Annotated in this window: 20 protein-coding genes and 1 pseudogene; 12 read left to right on the top strand and 9 right to left on the bottom strand. The window is 64.8% G+C overall.

The features are described from left to right. Window positions 1-24: 24 nt before the first annotated feature. The 3 genes from mdtN to E1J61_RS04250 form a co-directional block, all read right to left on the bottom strand. Complete coding sequence (mdtN, locus tag E1J61_RS04260) at window positions 25-1,062, bottom strand: multidrug transporter subunit MdtN (RefSeq protein WP_133092869.1); 1,038 nt, start codon at window positions 1,060-1,062, stop codon at window positions 25-27. Between the two features lie 22 nt (window positions 1,063-1,084). Continuing rightward, on the bottom strand, window positions 1,085-1,411 hold the full coding sequence (locus E1J61_RS04255) for a YtcA family lipoprotein (protein WP_243736767.1): 327 nt from the start codon (window positions 1,409-1,411) through the stop codon (window positions 1,085-1,087). A 70-nt stretch (window positions 1,412-1,481) separates the two neighbouring features. Beyond that, window positions 1,482-1,934 carry a MarR family winged helix-turn-helix transcriptional regulator gene (locus tag E1J61_RS04250; RefSeq protein WP_165971418.1) on the bottom strand — a complete coding sequence of 151 codons (453 nt, stop codon included), beginning with the start codon at window positions 1,932-1,934 and terminating at the stop codon, window positions 1,482-1,484. A 198-nt stretch (window positions 1,935-2,132) separates the two neighbouring features. Between E1J61_RS04250 and E1J61_RS04245 the strand changes: the two genes are divergently transcribed. Next, window positions 2,133-3,464, top strand: a complete 1,332-nt coding sequence (locus E1J61_RS04245; RefSeq protein ID WP_133092867.1) for a PLP-dependent aminotransferase family protein — start codon at window positions 2,133-2,135, stop codon at window positions 3,462-3,464. A gap of 27 nt (window positions 3,465-3,491) precedes the next feature. On the opposite strand, the gene E1J61_RS04240 is transcribed toward E1J61_RS04245, so the two are convergent. Further along, entirely contained in the window at window positions 3,492-4,250 is a 759-nt protein-coding gene (locus E1J61_RS04240; RefSeq protein WP_133092866.1) for a sulfite exporter TauE/SafE family protein, read from the bottom strand. 447 nt (window positions 4,251-4,697) lie between these two features. On the opposite strand from E1J61_RS04240, the gene E1J61_RS04235 reads away from it, so the two are divergent. Further along, window positions 4,698-5,474: an enoyl-CoA hydratase gene (locus E1J61_RS04235; RefSeq protein ID WP_133092865.1), complete on the top strand. Its 777-nt coding sequence runs from the start codon at window positions 4,698-4,700 to the stop codon at window positions 5,472-5,474. 27 nt (window positions 5,475-5,501) lie between these two features. Here the strand turns inward: E1J61_RS04235 and E1J61_RS04230 are convergent, their stop codons facing one another. Further along, entirely contained in the window at window positions 5,502-5,936 is a 435-nt protein-coding gene (locus E1J61_RS04230) for a MarR family winged helix-turn-helix transcriptional regulator (RefSeq protein WP_133093001.1), read from the bottom strand. Window positions 5,937-6,426: 490 nt separating this feature from the next. On the opposite strand from E1J61_RS04230, the pseudogene E1J61_RS04225 reads away from it, so the two are divergent. Continuing rightward, window positions 6,427-6,900 (top strand): annotated as a pseudogene (locus E1J61_RS04225) (substrate binding domain-containing protein); the annotation flags it as partial. Between the two features lie 70 nt (window positions 6,901-6,970). On the opposite strand, the gene E1J61_RS04220 reads toward E1J61_RS04225, so the two are convergent. Next, window positions 6,971-8,362, bottom strand: coding sequence for a PLP-dependent aminotransferase family protein (locus tag E1J61_RS04220; protein WP_133092864.1), 1,392 nt, complete (start codon window positions 8,360-8,362; stop codon window positions 6,971-6,973). Between the two features lie 383 nt (window positions 8,363-8,745). Here E1J61_RS04220 and E1J61_RS04215 point away from each other — a divergent pair, with 383 nt between their 5' ends. Genes E1J61_RS04215 through scpA form a run of 9 tightly spaced genes read left to right on the top strand, consistent with a single transcriptional unit; the run spans window position 8,746 to window position 17,482 of the window. Then, window positions 8,746-9,228, top strand: a complete 483-nt coding sequence (locus tag E1J61_RS04215) for an MSMEG_0572/Sll0783 family nitrogen starvation response protein (RefSeq protein ID WP_018004190.1) — start codon at window positions 8,746-8,748, stop codon at window positions 9,226-9,228. Window positions 9,229-9,248: 20 nt separating this feature from the next. Further along, window positions 9,249-10,265, top strand: coding sequence for a Nit6803 family nitrilase (locus E1J61_RS04210; protein ID WP_133092863.1), 1,017 nt, complete (start codon window positions 9,249-9,251; stop codon window positions 10,263-10,265). Next, on the top strand, window positions 10,258-11,337 hold the full coding sequence (locus E1J61_RS04205) for an MSMEG_0568 family radical SAM protein (RefSeq protein ID WP_133093000.1): 1,080 nt from the start codon (window positions 10,258-10,260) through the stop codon (window positions 11,335-11,337). Before E1J61_RS04210 ends, E1J61_RS04205 begins: the two co-directional genes overlap by 8 nt. Beyond that, window positions 11,334-11,888 (top strand): MSMEG_0567/Sll0786 family nitrogen starvation N-acetyltransferase, encoded by a 555-nt coding sequence (locus E1J61_RS04200; protein ID WP_133092862.1) that lies wholly within the window; start codon window positions 11,334-11,336, stop codon window positions 11,886-11,888. The genes E1J61_RS04205 and E1J61_RS04200 overlap by 4 nt, the downstream gene beginning before the upstream one ends. Then, window positions 11,885-12,901, top strand: coding sequence for a sll0787 family AIR synthase-like protein (locus E1J61_RS04195; protein ID WP_133092861.1), 1,017 nt, complete (start codon window positions 11,885-11,887; stop codon window positions 12,899-12,901). The genes E1J61_RS04200 and E1J61_RS04195 overlap by 4 nt, the downstream gene beginning before the upstream one ends. A gap of 3 nt (window positions 12,902-12,904) precedes the next feature. Next, the gene (locus tag E1J61_RS04190; protein ID WP_133092860.1) at window positions 12,905-13,192 is read left to right on the top strand and encodes an MSMEG_0570 family nitrogen starvation response protein; all 288 of its coding nucleotides are present in this window, start codon (window positions 12,905-12,907) and stop codon (window positions 13,190-13,192) included. A gap of 57 nt (window positions 13,193-13,249) precedes the next feature. Further along, window positions 13,250-14,545: an MSMEG_0569 family flavin-dependent oxidoreductase gene (locus tag E1J61_RS04185; RefSeq protein WP_218959646.1), complete on the top strand. Its 1,296-nt coding sequence runs from the start codon at window positions 13,250-13,252 to the stop codon at window positions 14,543-14,545. Between the two features lies 1 nt (window position 14,546). Further along, window positions 14,547-15,386 carry a Pnap_2097 family protein gene (locus tag E1J61_RS04180; RefSeq protein WP_133092859.1) on the top strand — a complete coding sequence of 280 codons (840 nt, stop codon included), beginning with the start codon at window positions 14,547-14,549 and terminating at the stop codon, window positions 15,384-15,386. Next, the gene (gene scpA / locus E1J61_RS04175; RefSeq protein WP_133092858.1) at window positions 15,383-17,482 is read left to right on the top strand and encodes a methylmalonyl-CoA mutase; all 2,100 of its coding nucleotides are present in this window, start codon (window positions 15,383-15,385) and stop codon (window positions 17,480-17,482) included. The genes E1J61_RS04180 and scpA overlap by 4 nt, the downstream gene beginning before the upstream one ends. 155 nt (window positions 17,483-17,637) lie before the next feature. Here the strand turns inward: scpA and E1J61_RS04170 are convergent, their stop codons facing one another. Genes E1J61_RS04170 through E1J61_RS04160 form a run of 3 tightly spaced genes read right to left on the bottom strand, consistent with a single transcriptional unit; the run spans window position 17,638 to window position 19,671 of the window. Further along, a complete protein-coding gene (locus E1J61_RS04170; protein WP_133092857.1) occupies window positions 17,638-18,369 on the bottom strand; it encodes an amino acid ABC transporter ATP-binding protein in 732 nt (243 codons plus the stop codon). Further along, a complete protein-coding gene (locus E1J61_RS04165; protein WP_133092856.1) occupies window positions 18,350-19,006 on the bottom strand; it encodes an amino acid ABC transporter permease in 657 nt (218 codons plus the stop codon). The genes E1J61_RS04170 and E1J61_RS04165 overlap by 20 nt, the downstream gene beginning before the upstream one ends. Then, window positions 19,003-19,671 (bottom strand): amino acid ABC transporter permease, encoded by a 669-nt coding sequence (locus tag E1J61_RS04160; protein ID WP_133092855.1) that lies wholly within the window; start codon window positions 19,669-19,671, stop codon window positions 19,003-19,005. The genes E1J61_RS04165 and E1J61_RS04160 overlap by 4 nt, the downstream gene beginning before the upstream one ends. Window positions 19,672-19,684: the final 13 nt, after the last annotated feature.

The following is a 19,684-nucleotide window of genomic DNA, read 5'->3' as shown; positions in this document are numbered from 1 at the left end:
TTGCTCGTGATGGGATAGCAGAGATCACGCGTCCGGCGTCAGGATCGCCACGGCCGAGGCGCCGATACGAAAGACGACCGGGTCGGGCTTTTCAACCAGGATGCGGACCGGGAAGCGCTGGGCCACGCGCACCCAGTTGATCGATCGGGGCACGTGCGGCAGGCCGCCGGCGTCGGCGCCACCATCGTCGGGGAACACTCCGTAGCCAACCGATTCCACCACGCCGCGAAAGCGCTTGTCCGCCTGGCCCAGGACGTAGACCTGCGTCTTCTCGCCGGGCCTGATATTTGCCAGGTCGGATTCGCGGAAATTCGCCACCACATACCAGCGCGTGGTGTTGGCCAGCGTGAATATGGGATGGCCCGCACCGGCGAATTGACCGGCCGAGGTCTTGAGGTTGACCACAATGCCGTCGAACGGTGCGCGCACGGTCGCGTATTCCAGATTGAGTTCGGCCAGCGCGATTTCCGCCCGCACCACGTCGCGCTTGGCGACCAGCGCGTCGACACCGCTGATGCCGGCGGTGGCGCGCTGCGCATCCAGCACGGCGGCATTCAATTGCGCCTGCGCGGAGCGGCGGGCAGTGCGTGCCTGGTCGACCTGTTCCGCGGCCACGTATTCGCTGCCCAGCAGCGGCTCCATGCGTGCCAGCGTGTCTTTGGCCTGCTCGGCGGCCGCACGTGCGCGCTCGACGCTGGCGCTGGCCGAGGCCGCACCGAGCTTCTGCGCGTTGACGGAGCGCTGGGTCAGCTCGATCTCGCGGTCGAGCGCGGTCAGCGTGGCCCGCGCCTTCTCCAGTTGCGCCTCGAACGGGCGCGGGTCGAGCCGGAACAGCACGTCGCCGCGTTTCACGGCCTGGTTGTCCTTGACGGCCAGTTCGACGATACGGCCGCTGACCTCCGGCGCCACGTTGATGGTGTCCGCATAGGCGTAGGCATCGTCGGTGCGCGGCGCGGTATCAAGCCGCCAGACGACCACGATCGTCAGCGCGATAGCCGCCAGGGTCAGCAATATCGCCAGGGCACGGCCATGGCGGACTCGGTTTGCAGTGTCTTCAGGCATGGCCTTGCTCCGTACGCTTGAATCAGTTCTGGAAGAAAATCAGCCACCCGGTCAGCGCAAGGACCACCGTCAGCGCGCCGTAGGCCAGGGGCAGGAAGGGGGTGCCGGAAGGCAGCACGCGCCCCGTCGCACGCAAGATCGCGTGGAGCACTGCCGTGCCGGCGATGGCGCCCACGATGCAGAACAGCCAGTCAGGGAAGTACGCGCCCAGCACGCCGATCGACGGCGCGGTGGCGCAACCGCCCAGCATCGCGCATACCAAAGACACCCCGACGAGGGTGAGCGTCGCGCTGCATTGCCGGGCGTGTGGAGCGTTGCGTGATTCCTTGGGGATCAGGTGGGTTTTCATCGGCGTTCACATCGTTGGATGCCATGTGCGATGGCTGACTATTGCCTAGGCAATATATTGATCAAAAAAATTATTCCTGGGCCAGCATGCGTTCGAGCATCGACTCGAGCAGGGCCAGCTCGCTTGCGCTGTAGCCGCCGAAATAGCGGTCGATGACGGTCGTCGACGCCGCCAGCAGCTCGGGAAATGTCGCTCTTCCTGGCTCGGTCAGCTCCAGCTTGTTGGCTCGGCGGCTGTCTGGGTGCGGCACGCGGCACACCAGTCGCTTTTGCTCGAGCCGGTCGATCATGCGGGTCATGGCTCCCGGCGTATAGGACAATTCCTTGCAGAGCTGCGCCGCGGTATCCGCGCGGTCGTACCACAGCGCGGCCAGAATCACATATTGGGCGGCGGTGACCCCGAACGGCTCCAGTTCCTTGTCCAATGCCACTACGAGCCGGCTCTCGCTTCGGTGGAGCAAGCGTCCGACGTGCGCGCGCTGCTCGTAGGAGGTGATGTCCTTCTTCATGGTGGGGGCGGTCATGATTGGCATTGGTCTGGATAGTACATTGCCTAGGCAATATGTGAGCGTGCAGTTCTGGCAATGGTGCATTTCGATATCCGTCATGGTTGCGCGCCGTCACTCTGTCCGGCGTGTCCCCCAGGGTTGCCTGACCCGTTGCGTTGCGCCGCATCGGCGTAGTGCCGATAATTGGGGCCGCGACAATGGTGATGAAGAACAATGCCCCGACTCCGTTACAAGGAAGTAGTGGACCGGTTCGCCGACGATATACGCGAAGGCAGGCTAAGTCCCGGGACCAGGCTGCCGACGCATCGCGACCTGGCGGCTGGAGAGGGTCTGGCTCTGGTGACGGCCACGCGGGTCTACGCGGAGCTTCACGCGATGGGACTGGTGAGCGGGGAAGCGGGCCGCGGCACCTTCGTCAAGGAGGTGCTTCCCGCCGGACAAGGCGTCGACCTGCCTGCCTGGAGCGCAGACACGGTGGATCTCAGCTTCAACAATCCGTCGATGCCCGGCCAGACCGATCTGCTGCGCGCCGCCTTGCGCAGGCTGGCCGGGGCAGGCGATCTGGAGGCGCTGCTTCGATACCATCCTCATGGCGGACGGGAACACGAACGGGCGATCATGGCCCGCCACCTTGGCAGCCGGGGCGTGCCAGCGACAGCAGCGACCACGGTATTGGTGAGCGGCGCGCAGCACGGGCTGACCGCCGCGGCCATGGCGCTGCTGGATCCCGGCGACGTGGTAGCCGTCGATGCACTGACTTATCCGGGATTCAAGCTCGCGGCTGACGCATGCCGGCTCGAACTCGTGCCGATTCCCGCCACGGCACGCGGGCCGGACCTCGATGCGCTCGCAGGCATATGCCGCCGCCGGCGGGTACGGGCCATTTATACGATGCCGACGCTTCATAACCCGCTCGGATGGGTGATGAGTATGCGACGCCGCGCTGAACTGGTCGCGATCGCACGCCAGCACGGGCTGACCCTGATCGAAGACGGCGCCTATGCATTTCTGGCAGAGGGCGCTCCGCCGCCTCTGGCTGCATTGGCGCCGGAAGCGACGGTTTATGTGTCTGGCCTGTCAAAAAGTGTTGCTACCGGACTTCGCGTCGGAATGGTATGCGCGCCGCGAGAATGGATTCCGAAGCTGGAACGCACCATCCGGGCCACGACGTGGACAACGCCCGCTGTCATGACAGGGATTGCCTGCGGCTGGCTCGAGGATGGCACCGTGGCAAGACTTGAGGCCGAGAAACGGAGGGACGCCAATCTGCGACAGCGCGTAGTTGGCGATGTGCTCGGACATCTGAAGCCCGTTCGTCACGCCTACTCTTACTTCGTCTGGCTGCCAATGCCCAAAAACGTTCGCGCGGATGCCGTCGCCAAGGCATTGCTGCGGGAGCGCATCTCCGTGTCTACCGCGCATCCTTTCGCGGCATCGAAGCCTGTGCCTCATGCCATCCGCCTGGCACTTGCCTCGGTGCCGCTCGAAGCGCTGAGGCAATCTCTGGAGATCGTCGACAAGGTCGTGGCGGACCAGGGAGACTGAACACAGTTATCCCGACGCTACGCATTGTCAATGAAGGTAACCCGACGCACCGTCCCACAGCAGCTTCAGCGCCGTCAGCACGAGCAAGCCATAGCAGGCACGGTACATCTGCCGCTGGTCCAGCTTGTCGTGCAGGCGCCACCCCAGCCAGACGCCTGAAGGAATGGCGAGAAGGGAGATCGCCATCAACGTCCATACCGCGCCGGCTGGACTGGCGAGCATCAGCCATGGTGCCGCCTTCATGATGTTGCCGACCGTGAAGAACATGCTGGTGGTCCCGGCATAGACCTGCTTGCTCAGGCCAAGCGGCAGCAGGTATATCGCCAGCGGTGGCCCGCCCGAGTGCGCGACCATGGTGGTGATGCCCGATGTCACGCCGGCGGCCACGGCCTTGGTCGATGAGCGCGGCCGCACCACGACTTCTCCGCCGCGCAAGAACCACAGGCCCACGAACAGCAACGTGACTGCCGCCATCATGATGGCGATAGCCCGGTGGTCCAGCACCCTGAACAGCATGTACCCGACCCCGATGCCGACCACCAGGCCGGGCACCAGCAAGAGCAGGTCGGGCCTGGACCATGTGGACGGCTTCCAGTAGCGCAGGCTGAACAGATCCATCGCGACGAACAGTGGCGCGAGCAGGCCGCCGGCAGTCACGGGATCCATTACGAGTGACAGCAGGGGAATGCCAACGATGGCAAAGCCGCCCCCGAAGGCCCCTTTCATGAAGCAGATCAGGAAGACGCCGGCAAAAGTGACGAGGATGGTAGTGGTGTTCAGTTCCATTTGGCCACCCCTTCGGTCGAGCGGCGGGCAGAGTGGCCGTGCCGGGGCGTATCGCCCGTGATTCCTGCGGCTTGTGTGGAATATGTATGCATTGCAGACCCAGTCATGTTTCCGAACGCTCTCGGCTGCCCTCGGGCAGCGACCTGCTGCGCTTGAGTGCATCGGTGGAGAGACAGGGCTATCGTAGTCCACCGGATCAATACAATATAAATATTGTCATGCATACAGCTTCCCCGGAAGCTGCCTGCGACACGCTAGTCATCAAGGCGAGCGGTGCTTTCCAGGGCGGGCTGGCTTAAGACTTTGCCGGGGACGATGAGATCTTGATGGTCGTCCAGCGCAGCACATTCTTGGTTGATTGCTTCGCACGCGAAATAAATATATACTTCGCATGCGAAGCACACGGATGCCTGCGGCGTCCATCCTCATCCCACCTGGAAATCGACCATGACCGCGGAAATTCATACCGACCTGAGCGACGGCATTCTGACCATTACGCTTGCCCGGCCTGACAAGAAGAATGCCCTGACCAACGAGATGTACGGCGTGCTGGCCGACACGATCGAGGCGGCGCAACTGGACCCCAGCATCCGCATTGTGCTGTTGCAGGGCGATGGAGACAGTTTCACGGCCGGCAATGATGTTGGGGAATTTGCTGCAATCGCGGCCGGGAAGGGGCCAGCGAAACGACACGTGCATCGCTTTCTGCACGCGCTGGCGAATGCGACGAAACCCGTAGTTGCCGCGGTCAACGGCAAGGCGGTCGGCGTCGGCACCACCATGTTGCTCCATTGTGACTACATCGTGCTCGCGGAGGATGCGCAACTCATCACGCCTTTCGTCAACCTCGCCCTCGTTCCCGAGGCGGCGTCGAGTTATCTGCTGCCCTTGCGCATCGGACATGCCCGGGCCTTCGAGATGTTCGCGCTGGGCGAGCCGCTCGATGCGAAGAACGCCGTTGCATGGGGCATTGCCAACAAAGTGTGCGCCAATGATCAGCTGCGGGCAGAAGCGCAGCGGATGGCCAGCCGGATTGCCGAAAAGCCGGCTGGCTCGCTGAACGCAATGAAGAAGCTGATGCGCGACGCGCAAAGGCTGGTCGCGCAGATGGCGAGCGAAAGCGCTCAGTTCGAGGAGCGGCTCGGCAGCGCTGAAGCAAGGGAAGCCTTCTCGGCCTTTGCCGAGAAGCGCAAGCCGGACTTCACCCGACTCGACCGGAAGTAAGCGGGAGAACGGCCCTGCGGTCCAGGGCTATGCTTCGCCGTTGTCAGTGGCCGGGAACTTTGTCTGCAGGCTCGTCAGCCACCGTGCGACGATGTCTATCTCGGCCTCGGTGAAGCCTTTGGTCAGTTTGGCGTTCAATGCCTTCATGCTGACTTTCGAATGCTGGCGCGCGGCGCGTCCGGCTTCGGTCAACCAAAGCCGCGACACGCGGCGATCAGACTCATCCGGCCGGCGCTCGATCAGCCCTGCCCTTTCGGTCCGGTCGGCAAGACCACTCATTCCCGGTGCCCCAAGATCCAGGGCCGCAGCGGCCTCGCTCATCAGCGCGCCGTCGTTGCCTCCCAGGAAGAACAGTAGCCCTGACTGGGCTGCGGTCACGCCGCCGCCGGCCACGCGCGCTTGCGACCATCGCTGCAGGCGCCGCTGGCCAACATTCAACAGATAGACAAGGCGATGTTCCATACCGTGATCCACCAGGACTTCGAGATTAGTTCGTACGCGAATATACCACGCTCTCGCAAGCCAACTGACTGTCTTGCTCACTGTGCTCCGCGCGCTCATCTGGGAAGCAGCACTCGCAAGGCCGAGCCTCTCCCGCAACCTCGGGACTGTAAAATCGATGAAGGCCCGGAGCTTGAGCGGAATCTGGCGCTGGCCCGCGTACATCAGGTGGACCGGCACGGGTTGCGGTTCGAAGGCCTCAAGCAGCCTCACGAGCGTGCCGGATTTCAGCGCCGCATAAGCCGCCACCCCGGAGAAGGCAACGGTATAGCCGGCGAACGTCGACGTAAAGATCACCGAGCCGCCGCCATGTTTGAGCATCTGCAAGATCTTCGCGGAGCGCGCCACGCGCATCCTGAACGAGGTTGAGGCAGCAGTCACCGACGTGGCAGAGCGGCGCGGCAGCCTGGCCGGGACGCTGCGCATTTCCGCGCCAGTCACATTCGGCCGTATGCACCTGGGGCCGGCACTCTATCCCTTCGTGGCGCAGCACCCGGAATTGGAACTGACGCTCGATCTCGATGACCGCCGCGTCGACGCCGCCACCGACAGTTACGACGCCGTCGTTCGCCACGGACCGCTGGAGAGTTCACGGCTGGTGGCATGGCAATTAGCGCCCAGCCGTCGCCTGCTGGTGGCGTCACCCGGCTATCTCGCGCAAATGGGCATCCCGGCCACCCTGGAGGAGCTGAAGCAGCACCGCGGCATCTACTATGCCAATCGCGGCGCCGCCGACTGGCGCCTGCAAGGCTCCAGCGGCATCGAGATCGTCCATGCCCACATCGCGCTGCGCGTCAACAACGGCGACATGATGCGTGACGCCGCCGAAGCCGGCGTAGGTATCGCGCTGCTGCCTACCTTTATCGTTGGCGAGGCCATCCGGCGCGGCGCGCTGGCAGTGATCGAGATCGGCTTGCAGGCGGAGCAGGAAGCCATCTACATTGCCCATCCTGAAGGGCGGCGCGTGTCGGCGCGGTTGCGCGCCATAGCCTGGACTACAGCATGGCCGAATGCAGATGGTGCGGATCATCGAGCGTATCCGCGACGATCTGCAGCGACTCCTCGATTTCGTCCCGGTCGCCGGGTCCGCCAAGGCAAAGCCGGATCGCATCGGGCGGGTTGCCATCCGTCGAGAAGGCCGCGCTCGACACGGCGCCAATACCGCGTGAACGCAGGTGCAAAGCCAGTTCAGACGGGCGCCAGGCATTGCCGGCGCCCAGATGCAGCCAGAAGTGGAAACCGTCCGGATCGGCGGCGTACGTGCGGCCGGCCAGCACGCGCGTGGCAATGGCCTGGCGTGCGGCATTTTCCTGCCGGACTGCGGCAAGCATCTCATCGGCTGTGCCGTCCTTGATCCAGGTCGTGGCCAGCAAATTGGTAAACGGGCTGGCCATCACGGTGGTGGCGCGCAACGTGCCTGCCAGGCGCTGGCTTTGCCTGGCTGAGGGCGCATGGACGAACGCTGTGCGCAAGCCGGCGCCGAAGCATTTCGACAGGCCGGTCATGTAGTAGGTCAGTTCCGGGGCAAGCGCTGCAAAGGTGTCCGGGGTGCGCCGGGGCAGCATGCCATAGGCATCGTCCTCGATGATCGGCACGTTATAGCGTAGCGCGATATCGGCGAGGATCTCGCGGCGTCCCTGGGGCATCGTGCGCGTGCTCGGGTTCTGGATGGTGGGGTTGCAATAGAGCGCTGTGGGCTTGTGCGCCTTGCAGAAGTTCTCGAAGGCGCTGCCGATCATTCCATCCTCGTCGCCTGGCAGTGCCTGCAGCTGGACCCCGAGTTGCGCAGCAATGGCCTTGATCCCAGGATAGGCCAGTGCCTCAACGCATAGCGTCTGTCCGCCGCGCGCCAGTTGTGACAGCAGGGCAACCAGCGCGCTGTGGATGCCCGGGCAGATGAGCAGCGTTTCACTGGCTGCCGTCGGTACGAGCCGCCGCAGCCAGCCCGTCACGGCCGCACGGTCGGCCGGCGTGCCGCCGAAATCCTGGTAGCGCAGCAGCGTGTACGGATCCGTCCCGGCGAGCAGTGCCGCCGACGATTCACGCAGCCGCGTTGCCAGCGTGGGTGGCTCCGGCGGCATGTTCATCGTCATTTCGGCGCTGGTGCCGGCGCGCAGCGGCACAGCCGGCGCACGGCCGCGCACATAGGTGCCGCTGCCGGCCTTGGCATCGATCAGCCCGCGCTTGCGCGCCTCGCCATAGGCACGCGCGACGGTGGTGTAGTTCAGGTCCAGCGCCTCGGCCAGGTCGCGCAAGCCGGGTAGCCGGTCGCGAGCCTGCAGGCGCCCGTCGGCAAGCGCCTCCTCGATCAGGTCGGGAATGGTCAGGTAGGCGGGCTTGGGGCTGTCTGCAATGCGCTTTGCCCAATGACTGGTCAGGCCGGACAAGATTCTCTCCAAACGGGGCTGCGCCATCGCGGCGCCGCGCAAATGAATGCATGGTGCGTGCCAGTTTGATTGCATCTGAATGGCTGCATGATGGTGCACAGGCCAGCTGGCCGCACCATCTGAATGCGCTGTGCAGCGGCGCGCGACGCAATTCTGGTGCAACTGTCAGGCGCTCTTCGCGTTGCGATAAAGGCATGTGGGTCATGCGATCAATGATGCGATCGATCGCGTGGCGGCTGGATGATCGGCCATTGATCGGAGGGGTGAATCCGCTTGATGGCATATCGGTTGCAAAACCCGGACGTCGGCGGCAGCGCCGGCCCGGTGTGGCAAATGGCGCCGCACCGGCTTATCCGAACCGCAAACCACCACTGGAGCACAGCATGCCCGCAGTCAACAAACCTGCCCATCAGGATGGCGATTTCCTGGTCGATTTCGAAGAGAAGGTATTCGAGGACGTCAAGGCAGAACCCGGAGAGAAGGCGCTGGTGACCTTCCATACCGTGGCCTTCGAGGGATCGATCGGTTTCGTCAACTTGCTGCAGGCCACGCGGCTGCAGCGCAAGGGGTTTGACACCAGCATCCTGCTGTACGGCCCGGGCGTGACCCTTGGCCTGCAGCGCGGCTTTCCGCGCCTGGGCGATGAAGCCTTTGCCGGCCACCTGAATTTCAACAAGCAACTGCGCAAGTTCATGGACGAGGGCGGCAAGGTCTATGCCTGCCGTTTCGCGCTGCAGGCCCTCTATGGCCATGGCGAAGCGTCGCTCATCGAGGGCATCCGCCCGATCAATCCGCTTGACGTGCTGGACCTGAAGCTGCTCCACCGCAAGGAGAACGCACTGATCATCGACACCTGGACCGTCTGATCCAGCGCAGGGGTATCGCCATGTCACAGAAACGCATTGTCCGCGCCGCGGCGGTCCAGATCTCGCCGGACCTGGAAAGCGGGGAGGGAACCCTGGCCAAGGTGCTCGAAGCCATCGACAAGGCCGCGCGCGAGGGCGTGCAGCTGATCGTCTTCCCGGAGACGTTCGTGCCGTACTACCCGTACTTCTCGTTCGTGCGCCCGCCGGTGCAATCCGGAAGCGATCATCTGCGCCTGTACGAGCAGGCCGTGACGATACCCGGCCCCGTGACGCTGGCCGTCGCCGAACAGGCGCGGCAGCATGGCATGGTGGTCGTGCTCGGCGTCAACGAGCGCGACCACGGCAGCCTGTACAACACGCAGCTGATCTTCGACACGGAGGGGCGGCTTGCCGTCAAGCGGCGCAAGCTGACGCCGACCTTCCATGAACGCATGATCTGGGGGCAGGGCGATGCGGCAGGCCTCAAGGTGGCGCAGACCGCCATCGGCCGGGTCGGCGCGCTTGCGTGCTGGGAGCACTACAACCCGCTCGCGCGCTACGCGCTGATGACCCAGCATGAAGAGATCCATTGCAGCCAGTTTCCCGGCTCGCTGGTCGGACCCATCTTTGCCGACCAGATCGAGGCAACGATCCGCCATCACGCGCTGGAAGCCGGCTGCTTCGTGGTCAATGCGACAGGGTGGCTGACAGACGAGCAGGTCGCCTCCGTGACGACCGATCCCGCGCTGCAGAAGGCGCTGCGCGGTGGCTGCAACACGGCGATCATCTCGCCGGAGGGGCAGCACCTCGCGCCGCCGCTGCGCGAAGGCGAAGGGATGGTGATCGCTGACCTCGACATGGGCCTCATCACCAAGCGCAAGCGCATGATGGACTCGGTGGGCCACTATGCGCGCCCCGAACTGCTCAGCCTCGCCATCAACGACCGGCCGGCGGCCACGGTGTCGGCCATGGGCGAATTTCCTCTTCCCACTTATCGGAGCCCCGATCATGCAAGCCAGCGAGACGATGTCGGCCTCGAGCCGGCAGTTGATGACTGAGCTGCAGTCCGTAGGACTGCGGCTGGAAGATCCGAGCGCGGGCGCCGCCAGCCGACGCGGCGGCGCGGGGCCATCCGACCACAAGGCGGTGACCATCGATGGCGTGACCATCATGGTGCCCGTGCATACCAGCACCGCGTGGAACTCGCCCTTCGTCGCCTCGGCGCCGGATGGCAGCGGGCGAAGCGCACTGAAGCGGGGCGCCATTCCGATCGCCGACATCAGCTTCCCGAAAGCGCCCCGCTTCTACGGCCTGCAGACGCTGGACGGCATTCCGTACGCGCAGATCGCGACGCTGCATGGCGCCGATGTGCTGGCCACGACCGTGCTGCAGACCTGCATCCGCTACGAGAGCCGGCGTAAGACCTGCAAGTTCTGCGCGATCGGGCAGTCGCTGGCGGCCGGCCGCACCATCGCCAGGAAGACCCCGGAGCAGCTTGCCGAGGTCGCGCGCGCGGCAGTGCTGCTCGATCATGTCAAGCACATGGTGCTCACGACCGGCACGCCGCCGACACCCGATCGCGGCGCCGGCATCCTCTGCGACAGTGCGTTTGCGATCCGGGCGGCGGTCGACCTGCCGATCCAGGGGCAGTGCGAACCGCCGGATGACGACCGCTGGTTTGCGCGCATGCGCGCCGCGGGGATCGACAGCCTCGGCATGCACCTCGAGGTGGTCACGCCTGCCGTGCGCGAACGGATCATGCCCGGCAAGGCATCCGTGCCGCTATCGCGCTATATGGACGCGTTCGCGGCGGCCGTAGGCGTGTTCGGGCGCGGACAGGTGAGTACCTATATCCTCGCCGGACTTGGTGACACGGCCGAGTCCATTCTCGCCATCTCGCGCCGGCTGGTGGACATGGGCGTGTATCCCTTCGTGGTGCCGTTCGTGCCGATCTCCGGAACCCCGCTGGAAGACCACCCCGCGCCGACGCCGGCGTTCATGCGCGAAATCCTGGCGCCGCTGGGCGCAATGGTAGCGGCGGCCGGCATGCGCTCGGCCGACATCAAGGCCGGCTGCGGCAAGTGCGGGGCGTGCTCGTCGCTGTCCGCGTACGAAGGGGTGCCGTCATGAGCCGCGATCTTTGCATCGAGGTCCCGGCGATCCCGGTGTACCGGATCCGCTGGGCGGATACGCGCCGTGAAAAGGATGCGGCCTATGCACTGCGCCGCGCCGTGTTCTGTGAAGAGCAGCAGCTCTTTGCCGGTGACGACCGTGATGCCATCGACGACGTGGCGCAGTTGCTGGTGGCGCTCAGGGCCGATCCGGACCTGCCGGGCGAGCCAGGCGAGGTCGTCGGCACCGTGCGTATCCACGAAAGCGAGCCCGGCGTCTGGTATGGCTCGCGCCTGGCGGTGGCGGCGCCGTACCGCCGGCAGGGGCGCATCGGCGCGACCCTGATCCGCCTGGCCGTGAGCAGCGCCAACGCGCTTGGCTGCCGGCGCTTCCTGGCCCATGTACAGAGCCAGAATGTGCCGCTGTTCCGCCGTCTGCACTGGACCACGCTGCAGGAGGAAGTGCTGCTGGGCCGGTCCCATCACCTGATGGAGGCAGACCTGAATCACTATCCGCCTTGCCACACGCCTCTGTCCGGACTGGTCATCGAGGAGAGGAGGGCAACATGAGCGCCGCGGAACTGGCGAAGGTTTTGCGGGCTGGCCGCGGCTTCGGCCACAAGACCGATATCGCGGGCATGCTGTCGGTGTTCAGGCATGCGCTGCCAGCCGGGCATGGCGCGGAAGACCGAGGCATCGCACTGGGGGATGACTGTGCCGCGATTCCGGACGGTGACGGACACCTGCTGTTCGCGATCGAAGGCATGGTCGGCGAATTCCTGCGCACCATGCCCTGGTTCGCTGGCTATAGCGCAGTGATGGTGAACGTCAGTGACATCTATGCAATGGGCGGCCGGCCGCTGGCGGTGGTCGATGCGATCTGGAGCGATGGCATCGACGGCGCGGCCGAAGTCATCCGGGGCATGGCTGCCGCATCGGCCGCCTATGGCGTGCCGGTCGTCGGCGGGCATAGCAATGCCAGGAGTGATGGCGCGCAACTGGCCGTCGCCATTCTGGGCCAAGCGCGCCGGCTGCTGTCGAGCTTCGCGGCGCGTGCCGGCCAGCACCTGCTGATGGCCGTGGACCTGCGGGGTGCCTTTGAGGAACCTTATCCCTACTGGAACGCGTCCACTGGCGCGTCAGCCGAACGGCTGCGCGCCGATCTGGAGATCCTTCCCGCGCTGGCCGAGGCCGGATTGTGCGCGGCCGCCAAGGACATCAGCATGGCGGGCATCGCGGGCACGGCATTGATGTTGATGGAGTGCTCGCGCGTCGGCGGACGGATCGACCTCGACGCCGTGCCAATGCCACCAGATGTGCCGTTGCTCCGTTGGCTGAGCGCTTTCCCAAGCTATGGGTTTCTGCTCGCCGTGGACGAAGGCCATGTTGCGGAAGTCACGGCGCGTTTCGAGGCGCGCGACATCGCGTGCGCGTCCATCGGCCAATTCGACGGCACCACGCGCGTGTCGATCGCCCACGGGGGCGAGTCGGCCTTGCTGTGGGACTTTGCCAGGGCCGCCTTCATCCTGCCTGAACAGGCAGCGGGTTTCGAAGAGCCGGAACCCGTCACGCCGGGAGCGTAAGCCATGCCTGTTACCCATTTCCGGATCCGCTGGCCGGATCAGAGCGAAGCGGTTTGCTATTCGCCGTCATCGGTGGTGACGGCGCATCTCGACGCAGGCCGCACCTATCCGCTCGCGGAGTTTGTCAGCCTGACCCGCGCGGCCCTGGCCGAGGCGTCGGAGCGCGTGCGCATGAAATATGGCTACGCGTGCTCGTCCGCCATGGACCAGTTGCAGGCCATCGAAGAGGTCGCCGCTAGATTCCACGACCAGCCGGATGCCACCGTGCAGGTGATCGGCTTCGGTCATTAGCCAGCATTGACGGCTGCCACCGTGGCCGAACCCTAATCGCATCAAGGAAACCCCGCCATGACACGCAACAGCATCGATACCCCCATTAAAACTCCCATTAACGCGGAACCCCGTCATCTCCCGGTGATCGTGGTAGGGGGCGGCCAGGCCGGCCTGTCCGTCAGCTACTACCTGAAGCAGGCCGGGATCGAACACCTGGTGCTGGAAAAGCACACGCTCACCCATACCTGGCGCACACAGCGCTGGGACGCCTTCTGCCTGGTCACGCCGAACTGGCAATGTGCACTGCCGGGGCATCCATACCGCGGAGAGGATCCGCACGGCTTCATGAGGAAGGATGAGATCATCGCGTACCTGGACGGGTTCATCCAGTCCGTCGCGGCACCGGTGCTCGAGCATACCGCGGTGCTGAGCGTCAAGCCGAGGCCGCAGGGCGGGTACCTCGTTACGACCAGCCGCGGCGTCTTCAGCGCCGACCAGGTGGTCGTCGCTTCCGGCGGCTACCACACGCCGATCGTGCCGCGCATGGCCGAGCGCCTGCCTGCTTCGATCCGCCAGATCCAGTCGGCCGACTACCGGAACCCGCAAGACCTGCCGGAAGGCGCTGTGCTGGTAGTGGGGTCCGGGCAGTCGGGCGCCCAGATTGCCGAAGACCTGCATCTGGCCGGCCGCGAGGTCGTTCTGGCGGTCGGGGAAGCGCCCCGCTGCGCGCGCTTCTATCGCGGCCGCGATGTGGTCGACTGGCTCGCCGACATGAAGTACTACGACCTGCCTGTCACCGAGCATCCGCTGCGCGAAGGCGTGCGCGACAACACCAACCACTATGTGACCGGCCGCGATGGCGGCCGCGATATCGACCTGCGCAAGTTTGCCACCGAAGGCATGCAGTTGTACGGCGTGCTGGAGGACTACCGCGACGGGCAGCTGCATTTTGCCCCGGACCTGCGCCAAAGCCTTGACGATGCCGATGCGACCTACAATCGCATCAACGCAAGCATCGACAAGTTTATTGCCGAGCGCGGCATCGACGCGCCCCCGGCGAGTATCTATGCGCCGGTATGGACGCCAGAGGCGGAACGCACCACACTCGATCCCCGTGCGGCGGGGATCAGCACCATCATCTGGAGCATCGGGTTCCGACCCGACTTCAGCTGGCTGGAGGTCCCGGTCTTCAACGGCCGTGGCTATCCGGGCCACGAGCGTGGCGTGACTGCGCATGCCGGCCTGTATTTCGTTGGCCTGCCGTGGCTGCACACGTGGGGGTCGGGGCGCTTCTCGGGCGTCGCGCGCGATGCCGAGTACCTGGCCCGGCTGATCGCCGCATACGGGCCCGGCGCCGCACTGGCAGCGTGAAATGGAGACCGTCCGCTCGCATCATATCGCCGGTATGCCGCAACTGGCCTACACCGGCCTGTCGGAAAACTGGTTGCTGAAGACCTGCGGCGACCTGCACTGGCGCCAGTTGGCCGCGGGCTGCGGCCTGGCAGTACCGGACTTTCGTGACGGCGAGGGCAATCCTGTCTATGCCGCCTTCACCGCCGTACGCGTACGCGATGCAGCGCTGGAGAGGATCGGCGAGCACGGCACCTTCACGCTGGACTCGGGCGGGTTGCCGGCAGGCGGCGTGAAGCGCCTCAGCCAGCATGCCGTGGCGTCGCTGGACGGCACGCGCTGCGCGACCGTCACCATGCTGTCGACCTTTATCCGGCGCACGCGCGAGCGGGACAATCGCTCGGTCGTACGCGCGATGCCGTCCGTGGCAACTGGCTGGAACAACGCGGCAACCACGAGCGAGGCGGCGGCGCTATCACAGCTCGCACGGCTCTTTCGCAGTGGGGATTGGGGTACGCATCTCGGGTTGCGCCAGCAGCAGGATGGCGTCAACCATGTCGTCGACTTCCTGCCATGTCCCTACAACGACTTCAACGGCGCCGACCTGATGTACTTCGCCAGCTTCCAGGCGATGGTGGACCGCGCGGAGTGGCAATGGCGCAGCCATGCGGAACCGCCAACCTTGGCCGCGCGGGACCTGTTCTTCCATGGCAACGTCAATGTCGGCGAGGCACTGGAGCTGACCTTCGCGGCCCTGCGCGAAGACGAGTCGGGACTGGCGCACTGGTGCGAGGTCCGGCGCGCTGCGGATGGTGAAAAGATCGCGGATATCGTGACCCGCAAGCGCTGGAGGCAGCGATGAGCCAGGAGTGGAATGAGCTGCGCTTCGGCGTGGACCTGAAACCCGTCTACGGTGAGGAGGATGTTGTCGGCCTGAGCCACCTCGGCGGCATGCCTGGCGAGGCGCCATTCGTACGCGGGCCTTACCCGACCATGTACCGGCAACGCCCGTGGACCATCCGGCAGTACGCCGGGTATGGTGACGCCGCGACGTCGAACCTGGCGTATCGCGAGGCCCTGAGGCAAGGGGCGCAGGGCCTGTCGGTTGCGTTCGACCTGCCAACCCATCGCGGCTACGATTCGGACGATCCGGAGGTGGCGGCCGACGTCGGCATGGCTGGGGTGGCGATCGACTCGGTCGACGACATGCGGCGCCTGTTTGACGGCATACCGCTGGATCGGGTTTCCGTGTCGATGACCATGAGCGGTGCGGTACTGCCCGTTCTGGCGGCATTCCTGGTCGTGGCCGAGGAAGCGGGAATTCCCTTCGAACGGTTGCGTGGCACCATCCAGAACGACATCCTCAAGGAGTTCATGGTCCGCAATACCTGGATCCATGCCCCGGAGCCGTCGCTACGCATTGCGGCGGATGTGGTCGAATGGCTCGCCAGGCATGCGCCGAAATTCCACGGCATGTCGATTTCCGGCTACCACTTCCAGGAAGCCGGGGCGGATCCGGCGCTGGAACTTGCCCTGACCTTGGCCAACGCGCGGACCTATGTCGATGCGCTGCGCGCCCGGGGTCTCGATGTCGATGCCTTCTGCGGTGGGCTGAGCTTCTTCTTCGGCGTCGGCAAACAGTTCTACAAGGAGATTGCCAAGCTGCGCGTCGCCCGGCTCTTGTGGCACGACATCGTCCGTGCACGAGGCGGCACCACTGCCCAGGCCGCGGCGATGCGCATGCACTGCCAGACATCGGGCTGGACGTTGGCGGCGCAGGCACCGCACAATAATATTGCCCGCACCACGATCGAGGGCATGGCCGCAATCTTTGGCGGCACGCAGTCGCTGCACACAAACGGCTTTGACGAGGCTCTGGCGCTGCCCAGCGTCGAAGCCTCGCGTATCGCGCGTGACACGCAGTTGATCCTGCAGCACGAATTCAGTCTTTGCGACGTGGCGGATCCGTGGGCCGGTTCCTACCTGATCGAGTCATTGACGGGGCGCATGGCCGATACCGTCCGCTCGATCCTCGCAGAGATCGATGCGCATGGGGGCGTGCTCAAGGCGCTGGAATCAGGCTGGGTGCAGCAGCGCATTCACCGCAATGCCCTGCGGACACAGGCGCGGATCGATGCGGGAGAGGAGGTCGTGGTGGGGGTCAATCGTTTCCAGGCCGACGAAGAAGCACTACCAGCGTGCCTGGAGATCGACGGAGGCCGCGTTCGCGCCGAGCAGGCAACTCGACTGGCGGCATTGCGGGCAAGGCGGGACGAGCACACAGTCAAACAGGCGCTGGGCGCACTGGCGGAAGCTGCGCAACGGGGCGGCAGGAACTTGCTGGACTGCGCCATTGACGCCATGCGCTGCCGGGCGACGGTCGGCGAATGCACGCGCGCCTTGCTTGATGTCTGGCCGCGCTACGCAGCGCAACCGGGCTACGACAAGGCGCACTACGGCGCTACCCGCGCAGGGAGTCCGAACTGGGCGGCGGCTTGCGACCGGGTCAGGCAGCTGAGCGCAATACTTGGACGCGCGCCGCGAATCCTGGTGGCAAAGCTCGGGCAGGATGGGCACGATCGCGGCGCGAAGGCTGTCGCCGCCGCCCTGAGCGATGCCGGGTTCCTGGTCCGGCTTACGCCATTGTTCCAGTCGGCCGAGGCCATTGCGGCGCAAGCGTGCGATGGCGACTTCGATGCCATCGGCATCTCGACGCTCGGCGGTGCACATCTTGCCCAGGTTTCCATGTTGTTCAAGGCCCTTCGCCAGCGCGGGGATACTGTGCCGGTGTTTGTTGGCGGGATTATTCCGGCGCCGCACAGGCACACCTTGCAGCTGGCAGGCGTCCGTGGCATCTATGGTCCAGGGACGCCACTGGAGCGAATCGTCACAGAGATCGTGATGGTGCTGACCGCGCAACACGATAGACAGCGTGCGGTCGCAGCGGAGCACCGGTGACCACAGCGGCTTACTGAGCAGGCCGGAAGCTGTGCCGGCAGGCAACGAGCGGTGAACTCGCCCGTTCTCGAGGGGCTAGCTGGCTGCTGAAGTCGAGGGTCGCCCGGTCAGCAATCTCCACGATGCATGTTGCAGTTTGCGCGGCAGGTGGCAGGTCAAGCCTCAACCATTCCCAAGAACTGCTGCAGTTCGTGCGTCTGTGGCCGGCCGAACACTTCATTGGGCGCGCCGGTTTCGTGGACCTTGCCCTGATGCATGAAGACTACGCGGTCGCACACCTCGCGCGCGAAGCGCATTTCGTGCGTCACCATCAGCAGGGTCATGCCATCGGCCGCGAGACTGCGCACAACCTGCAGTACCTCGTTAACAAGCTCTGGATCCAGCGCGGAGGTGATTTCGTCGCATAGCAGCGCGGTTGGCTGCATGGCAAGCGCGCGAGCGATGGCGACACGTTGCTGCTGACCGCCAGACAGTTGGTCCGGATATGCATCGAACTTGGCAGAAAGCCCGACCCGTGCCAGGTTCAGTTCGGCCAGCTCACGGGCCTCGGCCTGCGACGCGCCCTTGACGATCATGGGCGACAGCATCACGTTGCGCCCGGCGCTGAGGTGCGGAAACAGATTGAACTGCTGGAAAATCATGCCTACCTTCAGCCGCAGCGCGCGTAATTGCAGTTCGCTGTCGGCCAGGTGAGCACCGGCCACCGTGATGGCGCCCGAATCGATGCTTTCCAACCCGTTGATGCAACGTAGCAGCGTGCTCTTGCCCGAGCCACTCTTGCCGATAATGGCGATGACTTCGCCAGGTTCGACGGAGAGCGAAACGCCCTTCAGCACCTCGTTGCTGCCAAACGACTTGCGAACCTGATCAATGGCGATAAGCGGCATGGAATTTCCTCTCCAGCATCTTGCTGTATTGCGAAAGCGGCCAGCACAGCGCGAAGTACATCAGCGCCACGGCGGCATATACGGTAAAGGGTTGGAATGTGGCGTTCACAATCATCGTGCCCGCCTTGGACAGCTCGGTGAAGCCGATGATCGACGCTAGCGCCGTGCCCTTGATGACCTGGACACCAAAGCCAACGGTCGGTGCCACGGCAATCCGCAAGGCCTGTGGCAGGATCACGTAACGCATCTGCTGCACGTAGTCCATGGCCAGGCTGCCTGAGGCTTCCCACTGGCCGCGCGGTATGGCTTCCACGCAGCCGCGCCAGATTTCGGCCAGGAAGGCCGACGTCCACAGCGTTAACGCAAGCCCGGCGGCCAGCCACGCTGGCACCTCGATGCCAAACAGTGCAAGTCCGAAGAAAGCGAGGAATAGCTGCATCAGGAGCGGCGTACCCTGGAAAAGCTCGATATACGCCTGCGCCAGGCGTCTTGCTACCGGGCGCTTGCCGGTACGCATCAACAGCACGAGCAGGCCAACGAGGCCACCGCCCACGAACGCAACCAATGACAGCAGCACCGTCCAGCGTGCTGCCAACATCAGGTTGCGGACGATATCCCACAACGTGAACTCGATCATCCCGCCCTCCGCGCAAAAAGCTGCCGGCCAACGCCGCGCAGCAATTGCCGCAGCACGAGGGCAAGAAGAAGATAGATCGCTGTGCTCACGAGATAGACCTCAAAAGCGCGGAAGTTTCGCCCTTGGATGAAGTTGGCCGCATACGTCAGGTCTTGCGCTGCGATCTGCGAACAGACAGCCGATCCGAGCATCACGATCACAATCTGGCTCGACAGCGCTGGCCAGATCTTCTGCAATGCCGGGCGCAGCACGACGTGCCGGAACACCTGGAATGGTGACATGGCCAGGCTCGCGCCGGCTTCGAACTGCCCGCGCGGGGTGGCAGCCAGGCCGGCGCGCACGATCTCGGTACCGTAGGCGCCCAAGTTGATAACCATGGCCAGCGATGCCGCCACCATTTCGGGCAGATGCACGCCAAGGCTGGGCAGCCCGAAGAAGATGAAGAACAGCTGGATCAGGAACGGCGTGTTCCGGATCAGCTCCACATAGGTGCTGACCACGGGGCGAAGCCAGGCGGGTCCCTGGGTCTTGGCCCAGGCACCCGCCAACGCCACGGCCACGCCAAGCACACCGCCCGTCAGCGTGAGCTGCGCCGTGACCGCGATGCCCTTGAGCAGCACGTCGGTGTAATCCAGCACCGACACGAAATCGAACGCGTAAGCCATGCTTCTACCTCGG

The organism is Cupriavidus sp. L7L, assembly GCF_004353535.1.
Classification (GTDB): Bacteria; Pseudomonadota; Gammaproteobacteria; order Burkholderiales; family Burkholderiaceae; genus Cupriavidus; species Cupriavidus oxalaticus_A.
This window is presented reverse-complemented; position numbering and strand designations above follow the sequence as displayed.